The 13,453-nt window shown below is 59.9% G+C and carries 8 protein-coding genes; 3 read left to right on the top strand and 5 right to left on the bottom strand.

Annotated features, from left to right (window positions below):
* Positions 1–565: 565 nt before the first annotated feature.
* Together egtB and egtD are read left to right on the top strand one after the other, a co-directional pair.
* Positions 566–1,930: an ergothioneine biosynthesis protein EgtB gene (gene egtB / locus TERRO_RS01620; protein ID WP_014784249.1), complete on the top strand. Its 1,365-nt coding sequence runs from the start codon at positions 566–568 to the stop codon at positions 1,928–1,930.
* The gene (gene egtD / locus TERRO_RS01615) at positions 1,927–2,949 is read left to right on the top strand and encodes an L-histidine N(alpha)-methyltransferase (protein WP_014784248.1); all 1,023 of its coding nucleotides are present in this window, start codon (positions 1,927–1,929) and stop codon (positions 2,947–2,949) included. Before egtB ends, egtD begins: the two co-directional genes overlap by 4 nt.
* Before the next feature lie 70 nt (positions 2,950–3,019).
* Here egtD and TERRO_RS01610 read toward each other — a convergent pair whose 3' ends face one another.
* Positions 3,020–3,514 (bottom strand): hypothetical protein, encoded by a 495-nt coding sequence (locus tag TERRO_RS01610; protein ID WP_014784247.1) that lies wholly within the window; start codon positions 3,512–3,514, stop codon positions 3,020–3,022.
* 121 nt (positions 3,515–3,635) lie between these two features.
* On the opposite strand from TERRO_RS01610, the gene TERRO_RS01605 reads away from it, so the two are divergent.
* A complete protein-coding gene (locus TERRO_RS01605) occupies positions 3,636–5,990 on the top strand; it encodes a GH92 family glycosyl hydrolase (RefSeq protein WP_081490704.1) in 2,355 nt (784 codons plus the stop codon).
* A 56-nt stretch (positions 5,991–6,046) separates the two neighbouring features.
* On the opposite strand, the gene TERRO_RS01600 is transcribed toward TERRO_RS01605, so the two are convergent.
* From TERRO_RS01600 to TERRO_RS01585, 4 genes are all read right to left on the bottom strand, one after another.
* The gene (locus TERRO_RS01600; RefSeq protein ID WP_014784245.1) at positions 6,047–9,382 is read right to left on the bottom strand and encodes a TonB-dependent receptor; all 3,336 of its coding nucleotides are present in this window, start codon (positions 9,380–9,382) and stop codon (positions 6,047–6,049) included.
* A gap of 66 nt (positions 9,383–9,448) precedes the next feature.
* Complete coding sequence (locus tag TERRO_RS01595) at positions 9,449–10,354, bottom strand: VOC family protein (protein WP_014784244.1); 906 nt, start codon at positions 10,352–10,354, stop codon at positions 9,449–9,451.
* Positions 10,355–10,417: 63 nt separating this feature from the next.
* Positions 10,418–11,635, bottom strand: a complete 1,218-nt coding sequence (locus tag TERRO_RS01590) for a glycerophosphodiester phosphodiesterase family protein (RefSeq protein ID WP_157178220.1) — start codon at positions 11,633–11,635, stop codon at positions 10,418–10,420.
* 112 nt (positions 11,636–11,747) lie between these two features.
* Complete coding sequence (locus TERRO_RS01585) at positions 11,748–13,445, bottom strand: acido-empty-quinoprotein group A (protein WP_014784242.1); 1,698 nt, start codon at positions 13,443–13,445, stop codon at positions 11,748–11,750.
* Between the last annotated feature and the right edge of the window lie 8 nt (positions 13,446–13,453).

Here is a 13,453-nt window from a genome sequence, read left to right as displayed (position 1 = left end):
CGCAGCAAAGTGGTGTGACACAGGCGGCAGCTCCCCGGAGCCAGAAGCGCCGTAAGACCGTTTGCGAATCCCTGAAAAGTCGAAAAGAGTGAATGACGCAAATCCGGGACGCAGGAGGGTCTCTGTCCTGCCGCGACCGCGCCGGATTCGGCAACCGCCCAACTCGCCGTAGGGAAGACGCACCTCACTCGGCTCCATCTCCGCATTTTCGGCAGTGCGGCCAACCTGCGCCACGCGCCACGGAAAAAGATGGATTGCCCGCAGTATATGCGTCCGCGTGCGACGGCGAAAGCTCCATTCAAAGAATCGCCGCAGGTTCGCTTTTGCTCCCATGGAAGTGCGGCACCGTTTCCGAGTGACGACGCCCGGTTCTCGCCGTATGCTTTTTCTCACGGCAGCAGACGTGTCCCGCCGGGCACTCTCATCCTCCCGGCGATTAGCAGCAAGGCCAGGCGGTCCAATTCAGCCCCGGAGCGCATCCAATGGCCCTGCGTGCCGCAAACGGCAAAACCAAAACTCATTCGCCCCGGCACATGCAGGGGCCCAGCGCGTGAAAGGCTCCAGCATGGCAACCATGGCCCTCAGCCCCGCCGTAAGTCCCGCCGCCGGCAGCGCCAATTCTCTGGCGAGCGCGCTGCTTGTCCGTTATCGAGCAGCCCGCGCCGCAACCTCGCACTGTTGTGCGCCCCTCTCCGCAGAAGACCAGATGGTCCAATCCTGCGCCGAGGCCAGTCCCACCAAGTGGCACCAGGCCCATACCAGCTGGTTCTTCGAAACCTTCGTCCTGACCCCCTTCCTGCCCGGCTACCGCCCCTTCCATCCAGACTTCCACTGGCTCTTCAACAGCTACTACAAGTCCCTCGGGAACGAGATCCCGGAGAAGAAGCTGCGTGCCTCTTTCTCCCGCCCGTCGCTGGACCAGATCCTCGCCTTCCGCGCGCATGTCGACCATCACGTCGACCAGTTGCTGCAGGGCCAGGACGTTCCCGAAGACGCCCTGCGCCGCATCGTGCTCGGCATCCAGCATGAGCAGCAGCACCTCGAACTGCTGCTGACCGACATCAAGCACGCGTTCTTCACGAACCCGCTGCACCCCGTCTATCGCGAGAATGCTTCCCTGCCCACACGCCTTCCCCAGCCCGCACAGTGGGTCGAGTTCGAAGGCGGACTGCAGCAGATCGGCTATCCTCTCGACGCAGCCGACCCGCTCGACTTTTCCTTCGACAACGAGACGCCCCGGCACACCGTCTACCTGCAGCCCTACGCGCTCGAAAACCGCACCGTCACCTGCGCCGAGTACCTCGACTTCATGAACGACAACGGCTACCAGCGCGCTGAGTTGTGGCTCAGCGAGGGCTGGGACACCGTCGAATCGGAACGCTGGGACGCACCGCTCTACTGGCAGCGCTCGCCTGCTGAAGCAAGTGGCTGGCGCATCTTCACCCTGGGCGGATGGCGCCCCTTGAGTGACATGCTGCACACGCCCGTCTGCCACGTAAGCCTCTTTGAAGCCGACGCCTTCGCACGCTGGCGCGGCTGCCGCCTGCCCACGGAAGCCGAGTGGGAGTACGCCGCAGCCTCCTCGCCCACGGACAACGGCATCCTCCTCGAAGACGATGCGCTGCATCCCACCGCATCCACCTCACGCGATCTGACCCAGATGCTGGGCGGCTGCTGGGAATGGACCTCCTCCGCGTACACCGGCTATCCCGGCTACGCCCCCCTGCCCGGCGCACTCGGCGAGTACAACGGCAAATTCATGAGCAGCCAGATCATCCTTCGCGGCGGCTCCGCACTCACGCCCGCCAGCCACATCCGCGCGGCCTATCGAAACTTCTTCTCTCCGGCTACGCGCTGGCAGATCTCCGGCATCCGGCTGGCCCGCACCTTCGCAGACCAAGCCACAGCATTGAACGGATCGGACCAGTGAGCACATCTATCGCAACCTCTGAAATCACAGAAGCCTCCCTTGCATCCCCCGTCAACGAAGCCGTCGCACAGCCCGTGCAGGAGGGTCTGTCCGCCACGCCCAAATGGCTGCCCGCCTGGCTCTTCTATGACGCGCAGGGATCGCGCCTCTTCGAGCGCATCACCCACCTGCCCGAGTACTACCTGACCCGCACCGAGCGCGCCATCTTCACCGGCTATGCCGACGGCATCATCGCCGCGGCCATCGACGCCTACGCCACAGCCGGCGGTACCGGCAAAGGCAGGCTGCGACTGCTCGAACTAGGCGCAGGATCCGCGACAAAAACCGGCATCTTGCTCGCCGCAGCAGTCCGCCTGCAGGACGAGACAGAGTACCTGCCCATCGACGTCTCCGAGACCGCGATGGAAGACGCATGCGCCTCCATCGCGCGCGCTCTGACGGGAGTCGTCGTGCAGCCGCAGGTAGCCAACTACGTCACCGACGAACTCAGCATCCCGCCCCACGACGGCCCAACACTGGCGCTCTATATCGGCAGCAGCATCGGCAACTTCGCACCGCACGAGGCCGTCGCCATCCTGCAGAATCTGCGCGCGCAGATGCGGCCCGGCGACACCCTTCTACTGGGCACTGACCTTGTGAAGGATGCAGCCACACTCATCTCCGCCTACAACGACCACGACGGCGTCACCGCAGCCTTCAACCTCAACGTACTGCGGCGCATCAACCGCGATCTCCGTGCCAACTTTGACCTGGCATCCTTCACTCACCAGGCCATCTGGAACGCCGAGCAGTCACGCATGGAAATGCATCTGCAAAGCACGAAGGAGCAGACGGTACGTGTCGGCGCGCTCCGCACATCGTTCCAGTTCGACGCGGGCGAAACCATCCACACCGAGAACAGTTACAAGTTCACGAAGGATGCCATCCGCAACCTATTCACACAGTCCGGCTTCCAGGCCGCGCATCAGTGGACCGACGAAGATCAGTTGTTCGCAGTGACCGTCGCATCGGCTGCCTAACTTCCACTCGGAGTCGACAAACAGAAAGGGCCGCCGGATAACCGGCGGCCCTTTTTGGAAGTGCAGTTGACTACCGGTTTGAGATGCCGGAGACGATATCCAGCACGTCGGCAATGATGCGCGTCGTCGGGTTATAAGCCACTACGTAACCGCCATAGTAGCCATACTGGTAGCCCGGTGGCGGTGCGGCCATGCCGTTCCAATACGCACGCGGCACCGTCCGGATCGCATAGTTCCGAGGAATCACGTATCCCGGCGTGAAGTTGGGGCGGCGGCTGTTGTTGCGCCAGCGCATGGCGTCTGTGCGATAGTGCTGCGCGAACTGGCCGCGGTTGTTCTGGTCGAAGTTCCAGTTCGGGCGGTTCGGATTTCGGTCAACCCGGTTCGGAATACCATCGCGGTCGCGGTCACCGCGTCCGTTGGGCCGATTGGGCTGGGAATCGTAGCGATTCGGGATGCCGTCGCGGTCACGGTCACGTCCCGGCTGAGCAACAGCCACAGAACCCAGCATGGAGGCGGCCAGCGTGAAGGATGCGAAACGGTGCAGTGTCTTTCCTGTGTGCATGTGTCTTCTCCCTCGTGTGTGATGCCAACGCATCCACTATGACTGCTTAAACACGGAGTTTCGTCATAAGTAGCAAACACGCAGGATGACGTATCCGAAACGCAGCGTTACCCTGAAGGCGATGAACATCCCGATCTCCTCTCGTCGTGTATGGCTATGTCGTTTCGTTCTGGCGGCTTGCGCCCTATCTGCAGCACCCATCGCACAGGTTGCAGTCGCTCAATCCCCCGTCGCCGCAGTCGATCCATTCATCGGGACAGGCCCCGAGGGACATACTTTTCCAGGCGCGACAGTACCTTTCGGTATGGTGCAGTTATCGCCCGACACACAGATCCGGCCCTTCAAACAAAGCTATAAGTGGGCAGCGGGTTACCGCTATGAGGACACGACCATCCTCGGCTTCTCGCACACACACTTCTCCGGCGCGGGGCACAGCGATCTTGGCGACGTCCTGCTGCAGCCCATCAGCGGCGATGTGCGTCTCGAACCAGGCGAGATCGACGTACCCAACTCCGGCTATCGCTCGAAGTTCTCACACGACACTGAAAAAGCCTCACCCGGCTACTACGCCGTCACACTCGAGGACTACGGCATCCGTGCGGAACTTACAGCAACCGCACGCGTCGGTGTCCATCGCTACACTTACCCGGCTGGTAAGTCGCAACACGTCTTACTCGACTTACGTTCGTCGATCTATAACTACACCGGCAAAGTCCTCTGGTCGCGCGTTCGCGTTCGTACCGACGGCACCGTTACCGGCATGCGAGAGACACGTGGATGGGCGCCAGGGCGGCAGGAATACTTTGCTATCCGCTTCTCCAAGCCAATGTCTTCGCATGAACTCTACGACCACGAATCCACACCGGTGGAGTACAAAGGCTTCAAGACACCCGGCAACACACCGCAGGATACTCAGAGCATCGAAGGCCGCGGACTCATCGGCGTCTTCGACTTCGCATCCTCACGCGCCCCTCTACTCGTGAAGGTCGCTCTCTCCTCGGTCAGCGAAGACAGCGCCATCGCCAACATGGACGCAGAGGTACCCGCCTTCGACTTCGAATCTACCCACACTGCCGCCGTCGCAGAGTGGGAGAAAGCCCTTAGCGCTGCGGACATCACCGCGCCAGAGCCCATGCGCAAGAGTCTCTACACCGCCATGTATCACTCCCTGCTCGCCCCATCGCTCAGCATGGATGTCGATGGCAGCTATCGCGGCCCGGACAATCAGGTCCACAAGGCAAACGGCTTCCACTATGTCAGCAGCCTCTCGCTATGGGATACCTACCGAGCCGAGCAGCCGCTCATGACGCTGCTGCAACCAGAAGCGCGCACCAGCGACCTCGTAAACTCGCTCATCGCATCGCAGCAGCAGAGCCCCTTCGGCATCCTGCCCGTGTGGCAATTCCAGGGCATCGAAACATGGTGCATGATCGGCTATCACGCAGTGCCCATCATCGCCGACGCCTACCTCAAGGGCATCAAGGGTTTCGATGAGAAGGCCGCGCTCAACGCCATGGTGGCAAGTGCAAACTACGCGCCATACGGCAACCTGGGCAGTTACATGAAGCTCGGCTACGTCCCCGTCGACAACGACGGTGAGGCCGCATCGAAGACAGTCGAATATGCCTTCGACGACTGGACCATCGCACGCACCGCAGGCGCGATGCATCGCAACGAAATCGCCTCCACCTTCAACAAACGCGCCGCTTACTGGCGGAATAACTTCAACACCGCCGACGGCTTCGTCGAACCGCGTTTGGCAAACGGCGAGTACCGCAAGCCCTTCGACCCAACCAGGGCGGGCGCAAACAGTGGCTTCACCGAGGGCAATGCCTGGCAATACTCCTGGTATCAGCCGCAGGACGAGCAGGGGCTCATCAACGTGCTCGGCGGTCCCACGAAGTTAGTCGCAAAGCTCGATGACATGTTCGATCAGAAAGTCGATCCTGCAAAGTATGCCGACGTGGAAGACATCTCAGGCATGATCGGCCAATACATTCACGGTAACGAGCCCAGCCACCACCTGCCCTACCTTTACATGTACGCCGCAGAACCATGGCGCACACAGGCGCGCCTTAAGCAGATCGTCGATACGCAATACAAACCCACGACGGACGGCCTCGTCGGCAACGACGACCTGGGACAGATGTCTGCATGGTTCGTCTTCACCTCGCTCGGCTTCTATCCGGTCGCACCGGGATCGAACGAATACGTGCTCGGTCGCCCCTTCGTCGATCGTTCCGTCCTGCACTTACCCAACGGGAAAGTGCTCACGATCGTCGCCGACAAACTCAGTGACACGAACGCCTTCGTGCAGTCCGTCACGCTGGATGGCAAACCGCTCGACCGTACCTTCATCACGCACGAAGAGTTGATGCGAGGCGGCGAGCTCCGCTTCGTGATGAGTTCGAAAGATCAGGCAACCTGGTCCCTGCATCCGCAACGGCCTCCTTATTCCATGAGCAAAGCGAACTAAAAAGAGGGGCGCGGCAATCATCGCCGCGCCCCTCTTAATTGACTACATAACTGCAGTTAGAAAATCAGCTTCAGACCAAACTGCACAATACGCGGATCCAGCGTCGACGTGATCGTGCCACCCGTCACTGTCGTGCCGCTGCCGGCCACGCCACCTGCTGTTGAGAAGTTGGTGTGGTTCAGGATGTTGTAAAGCTCACCGCGGAACTCCATGTTCAAGCGTTCGATCGGTGTGTTGAAGCGCTTGTTGAACGCCATGTTTAGGTAGTTGATCGCGGGGCTGCGGCCTGCATTGCGTGCCAGGCTGCCGAACGGATTCGTCGTGGAGATCGAGAGCGGCGATCCGCTGGTCGGCGTGTAAGCTCCCACATTCAGGTACTGCAGAGCGGTTCCCGTCGAGCGCTTCTTGTCCATGGTGTACAGCGGGTTGGTGCCGACACGGTTGGGGCGATAGATATTGCCGCCGCGATAGCTCGGCACACTGCTCGCCGTAACCTGGATCGCAGCCACCGGTGTATCCGTGATGTTGAACTGGAAGCCGCTCGCTGCCGAGTTGATCGCCGACACCTGCCACTGACCCAGTACCGCATTCACTATCCCGCCCGTGTTCAGGAAGCGCTTGCCGCGGCCAAAGGGCAGGTCATACACCAGGCTCGTCGTGTTGTAGAGCGGCTGGTTGTAATCGCTGTTGCCGTAGTCGCCGCGCAGGTTGCGGATATCCTGCGGTGCAGGCGTCGCGCTCTCAAGCGACGCGCCCGCATTGTCCAGCGCATGGCCGTATGTAAAGCTGTTCAACAGCGTCAGCCCGGCCACCATCTGCTGCTCATACTTCACCTGCAGCGAATCGTAGTGCGAGTAAGCCTCACGGATCGGATACGTGATATCGCCGAACGCCGGCAACGGACGAGCGAAGTTGTTGCTCGGATCCTTCTGGTTGAAGTTCGCAAGCTGCAGCAGCTTTACGCCGTGGTTGCCAACGTAAGCGATATCCAGCAGGGTGTTCTTCGCCAGCTGGCGCTGCACACTTAGGTAATAGCTCTCGACATAGCTGTCGCGATAACGCTTGCCGTCGATGTAGCTCGGGTTCGCCGTAACGGGGTTGAAGGTCAACGTGTTGGATGGGAAGCCCGCGTCAAACTTCACATAGCTGGCCGCACTGCCACCGGCCTGCGGTGCCACCTGCGAAGCATTGGTGAACAGCGCATTCGGAGGGTTGATCGCAAGAACGTTGCCGCTGCCCGCACGATCATAGTGTGCAAAGCTGATGCCGAAGGCACCACGAACGCTGGTCTTACCATCCGGCGAGTAAGCAAAGCCAACCCGCGGTCCAAAGTTATTCTTGTCCGGGCTGAAGCCGTACTTGTTACCGTCACCAGCCGGGACAAAGGAACTGATCGAGCCGGTCGTAGCACCCGGAGACGTCGGATCAAAGTTCGTCAGGCGGTTCTTTTCGTCGCTGTAAGGCGAAACATACTCGTAACGCAGACCGACGTTCACCGTCAGTTGTGGCGTCACCTTCCAGTCATCCTGCACATAACCAAAGTTGGCAACGGTCCGCAGCTTTGCAACAAAGTAACTTGAGAGCGAGTAGATGCTCGACGATCCAAAGAGGAAGTCGGCGACATAGTTATCGCTGGTCGCCGTCTCCGTCGTCTTGCCGCCAACATACTGGCGCGAGAAGCCGCCGCCAAAGGTGTAACCACCATAGAGCGGGTTCGTGTCCTGCACATCCATCCAGACCTTCTGGAATTCATAGCCGAACTTCAGTGAGTGCTTGCCGCGAATCAGCGAGTAGTTCACCTTCGGATTGAAGATCGCCGGGTTCTGGAACTGCGGATTGGTCGTCTGCCGCCCAAGCGAACTGAAGCCCGTGATGCCGATACCAGGGATACCGCCGGCAACGGCCGGATCCGTCGGCAGTCCCGCAAAGGTAAAGCCAGGATTCGTACCGATCGAAGTGGAGAACTTACCAGCCTTTGTCTTCGAGATGCCGACACGCACATCCAGCAACTGGTTCGCACCGATCACGCGCGTATACCCAACAGCAAGCTGCTGATCCAGAATGCGTTGATAACCATTGGAAGCGCCATCCAGCGGGAGACCAAAGATCGGGTAGTCGATCGCGTTGGTCTTCAACTGGGACGCGCGCACAAACATGGAGTTACGAGGATTAAACGTCCAATCCAGCCTCAGATCGCCCTTGTCGCCTTTATTCGTGGAGCGCTGCAGTGTCGTGAAGTTCGAAGCAGCAGCCGTCCCGGGTCCAAGCTGCGTGATGAATCCCGCAATCTGCCGCGCAATAGGCGACACATTCGGCGATGCAAAGATCGACGTGCCCGCCGCATAAGCCGTTCCGGTATAGGGGTCATACACGGTCTTGGAGAAGCGCCCCGCAAGCTGGTTCGGCGTGGGCAGCGTGGCGCTCGTAACCTGCTTACGCACCTGGCGAAGCCCCTCATAGTCCAGGAAGAAGAAGGCATGATCGCGCACAATGCGTCCGCCAACATTGCCACCAAATTGGTTGCGATTGAACTGCGGCTTCTTGCCACCCGGAGGGTTGAAGAAGCCGATCGCATTCAGATTGGTGTTACGAATGAACTCATACACACGGCCATGGAACGTATTCGTACCCTGCGCCGAAGCCACGTTGATCGTGGCACCTGCGCCGCGACCATACTCTGCACTGGGATTGTTCGTAACAACCTGGAAGGCTGCGACCGAGTCAGGGATCGTCGGAATGATCTCGTTGCTGAAACCCTGGTTACTCTCGCCATAGGCATTGTTATCCATGCCGTCCAGCAGATAGTTATTAAACATCGACCGCTGGCCGTTCACATTGAACGAACCCTCGCGGACCAGGCCGGTGTTGCTGGTGGTCTGCACACCATTCGCCGTCGCACGCACACCCGGAGCCAGGCCAACCAGGTCGCTGAAGTTACGGCTAACCAGCGGCAGGCTTACCGTCTGGTGCTGCGTCACGGTCTCGCCACGCTGGCTCGTATCCGTCTCCACACCCAGGGCCATATCGCTGACTTCGACCGTCGTGTTCTCAGAACCCACCGACAGCGTCATGTCTACGCGCTGCCGACCCGCAACCAGTACGGTGATGTTCGTCGCCGTCGCAGGCGCAAAACCCTGCTTCTCAACCTTGACGTCGTACTGCCCCACACGCAACGCCGGCACTTCAAAGTTGCCCTGGTCGTCGCTCTGTCGCGTGCTCGCCACGCCTGTAGCCCGATTGGTGACCGTGACCGTTGCATCTGCAATGGCGGCGCCACTGCTGTCCCGCGCGGTACCCACGACGCTGCCGTTCTCGTACTGCGCCGTAAGGGCCAGCGGTGCACTCAGGCACACTGCCGCCAGGAAGATGGATGTAAGACCTTTGGTTCGCATGAAGCCAAACCTAAGCGACCGCCATAAACAGCCCGCAACAATACGATGAAAGGGCTGTTACTCCGCTTATCGCTCTTCAATCGCCGTAGGTGGCTTTCCAAGAATCGGCGAGCAGCAAGTAGTCCCACGCGGAGTAAACTCCATCATCTCCACGCGACTAAGGTCCGGGTCGTACAGATTCATCTGCACCTTGCCGTCCGCCCCAAACTGCGACTTGCCGCACTCGGCCCCAGCACAGCCATTAGCCTTCATCGCCGCTTCTACCTGCGCCATGTCAGCGGTGCCGAGAGCAACATGATCGTTCACGCCAACCGACTTCAACGAAGCATCCGCCGGTATGTTCAGCATGAATTCGATCCAGTCCGTACCATCCGGAACCTGCTGACTTACCCAGCTACGCGCATTGTTGCGGCCACCATGCCAGTATGGCCGAAACCCCAGGATGTCTTGGTAGAAGGTGTTCTCCTTCGCCTCATCCCTCACCACGTACCCGACATGAATCAGCCGCTGCGATACCGCCCGAGGCGACGGCTTCATGTGCGCAACCATCTTCTTCGCACTCGTCTGCACAAACCAGACCAGGTTCCCCTCCGGATCGCGCACGGCAAACATACCCCCATGCAACGGCTTCTCAATCGCAACGCCCTTGGCCTTCAGATAACGCTCCAGCCCGGCGGCACTGCGCGTCGTAAAGCCCACCGCCTCCATGCGCGACTTCATCGCCGCATCCGGCAGAGGCGCGACCTCAATCCACTGCAGATCATTCACGGGATAGATCGAGTCCTTCCCGGAACTGAGTCGATTCAAACCCAGCAGATCCCCATAGAAGTGCTGCGACGCCGCAGCATCAGCGGCATAGAAACGTGCAAACGCCACACCAGTAATGGCAGGCCGAGTCTCCTGCGCCACCATCGGCAGCGCAGAAGCACACAGTAGAAAGAGTTTCAGAAGATACTTCGGACCTGTTCGCATGGCCCCAACACTCTAGCCGTGCGACCGCTTGACCGTCAAAGCAAAACGCACGTCGTCCTGCACCTAGGGCAAGCGCAATGTCGCGGGCACAAAGTCGCTCGACAGTAACTTGGAGTTATCCGTCAGATAGAACGTCTGTATCTTCGGATGCTGCTCCTCGATCAGTTGCAGCGTGCGAAAGTCGAAGCTCTGAATCGCAGCGCGGCCTTCCATATGTTCCTTCAGGATGACACCGGTCAGCGCGTCGACAAACGCCTGTGGCGGCAACGTCTGGTTCTTATAAAGCTCCGCCGGCACGTTTGGATCCTGCGCACCCGCAACAGCCTGCGGCAGGCGATCCGGCAAAACCTTTGTCTCGATGTTGAAGCGCACCGTGCGCGCATTGGCAGCACGTTCCTCGGCCTGCGGCGTTCCCTTGCCCGGGCCTACTGAGTAATACTCCACATAGAAGCGCACAAATCGGAACAGCTCCGCGACATAAGTCGGCGAGTAGATATTCGGCCGGCCCTCCTTCGCAGAAAATGCCACCGTCACCGGCGAAAGCGCAGCATCATTCTTCTGGTCCGCACCAAAGTGCACCTTGTCGCAGACAAACATCTTCTGCGCATCCTTCGACGAAAGATCACGAAGGTACACACGATTCGCCATCGTGTACTCGCTACCATCGGCCTTGCGGCACGCCTGCGGATTGAAGAACTGATCGTGCCAGATTACTGAAACATGATCCGTTGAAACGCCCGTATCCGTCTCCAGTTCGGTCGCCAGTTGATCCAGGCCGCTCTCAAACGACGGCAGTGTATTCTCGGGCCGCAGACCGCGTCCACCTCGGTGCGCACTGACGACGAACGTCTTCAACTTCGCATCATCGGGCCGCGCCGCACGCTCGTCGGCCAGCACCTTCTGCAGCAGATCCGGCCGATCGCTGATCAGCCCATCCACGCCCGTCCGAATAACCGCGCGCATTGCCTCCGGATCATTCGTCGTCCACGGCACCACGCGAATTCCCTTGGCCTGCAACTCCGCTACCGGCACCAGCGGCGCATCGGCAGCCGTGTTCTTCATGCGCACAACGCTGCGATCCACGGGACTCAACAGCGGCGTTGCCGCACCATGATCCTTCGCATGCGCAGCCGCCTTCGTCATCAGCTGCATCCACGGGTTCGGCGTATCCACTGTAGTCGTCACACTGGGTGTAGATGCGCCAGCCTGGCCCTTGAGTGGTGCGGAAAGCAGCAGCGCTGCGGCAACGCCGGCAGCAGAAAGAGCGATTCGTGCGTTCATACCAACCAGCATGCCTTCCCTTTGTTGCGAGGTGGTGAATCTGTTGAAGCGGCAGTCATGAAAGACGAAGGGCCGGACGATCGCTCGCCCGGCCCACTGACTTAACGCGTAACTACTTCTGCAGCGTGAAGGCATACATCGTGTCGCCCGCACCCACCACGACATACTGCTGACCGTCCAGCATGTAGCTCTCCGGAGCATTCGTCGGATTGATGTGTGCATGCCAAAGTGCCTTACCCGTCGCAGCGTCATGCGCAATCAGGTTCCCACGCGCATCATTCGCAAACAGCAAATGACCCGCCGTCGTCAGCAGTCCATTCATGCCGCCACCGCCCGTCACGCCTGGATACCGAATCTTCCACGCCGGCTTGCCCGTGTGGTAATCCATCGCAACCAGATAGCTGCCCAGCGATCCCACACTCAGCTCATCCTTACCGCCTAGGCCCATCGCGCCACGAGGGTCCGTGGTCGACAGATAGTACATGGCATAGCTCTCCTGCGCATGCGCATAGAACAGTCCAGTCTGCGGACTGTAAGCGGGCGGCGGCCAGTTCACAATGCCACCATTTGCAGGCGACACCAACGCTCCGCCCAGATCGTAGTCCTTCGCAGGAACGCGAACCGGATGACCATCCTTGTCCAGCTTCTCCTCCGCCCAATTCGGCGAATCCACCAGCTTGCTCGTCAGTAAGTGCTCACCGGTCAGCCGATCGATCACAAAGAAGTAACCATTACGCGCAGCCGTAAGTACCAGCTTGCGTGGCTTGCCGTTCCACGTGCCATCCACCAGCGTAGGCGTCTGCGCGGAATCAAAGTCGTGCGTGTCGTGCGGCGAGGTTTGGTAGTACCACTTCATCTTGCCGGTCTCAACATCCAGCGCAACCAGCGAGCACGTATACAGATTCGCGCCAGGCCCCCGGTTCATGGACGTATAAGCCGCCGTCGGATTTCCCGTGCCGAAGATATACAGGTGTGTCTCCGGGTCATACGCACCCGGCACCCAGATATTGCCGCCGCCATGCGACGCTGCATCCAGGTTCTTCCACGTATCCAATCCCGGATCGCCTTCCTTCATCGGCACAGGATAGTACTTCCACTGCAGCTCGCCCGTCATAGGATCGAACGACTGGAGAAGACCCGGCTCATCCAGATCGTCACCCGTACCCACAATCACATGGTTGCCGATCACAATCGGCGCAACGGTCGAGAAGTACTGCAGATCGAAGCTCGCAATCTCTTTGTGCCAGATCTCCTTACCGGTCTTCGCTTCCACCGCGACTAAGAAATCATCCGGCGTCTCGAAAAAGATGCGGTCCTTCCACATGCCCACGCCGCGGTTGCCAATGTGCGTGCCGCCGCGCGTCTTCCACAGGTAGTGCCATAACTCGTGCCCGTCCCGAGCATCCAGCGCCCAGACATTATCGGGAGTGGTGACATACATCACGCCATCCACCATGATCATGGTGCCCTTGATCTGGCCCATCGGCGCTTCAATTGTGCCCACGCCGCCCACTGTCGTCTTCACGGAAGGTGGTGGTGGTCCAAAGCCGCCGCCACCAGCCGGCGCACCCGAGCCACCAGTCAGCCTCTGCGCCCACGCCAGTGACATTCCCTTGACGTTGGTCGTGTTGATGTCGGTCAACTTGCTATACCGGTCGCTGCTGTAATCACCGGAATACGTCGGCCAGCTATCCGCCTTCGGATGAAGAATGTCCGCAGGATCCAGCGACTGTGCTCGTGCGGCCGGCGGAAGGGCCATCAGGCCCGCGGCCAGTGCCCATGCAACTCCAAGCTTTACTGCTGTACGCATCGTCATCC

The organism is Terriglobus roseus DSM 18391, from assembly GCF_000265425.1.
Lineage (GTDB): Bacteria > Acidobacteriota > Terriglobia > Terriglobales > Acidobacteriaceae > Terriglobus > Terriglobus roseus.
The sequence above is the reverse complement of the archived record's forward strand: the minus strand, read 5'-3'. Positions and strand labels throughout refer to the sequence as shown.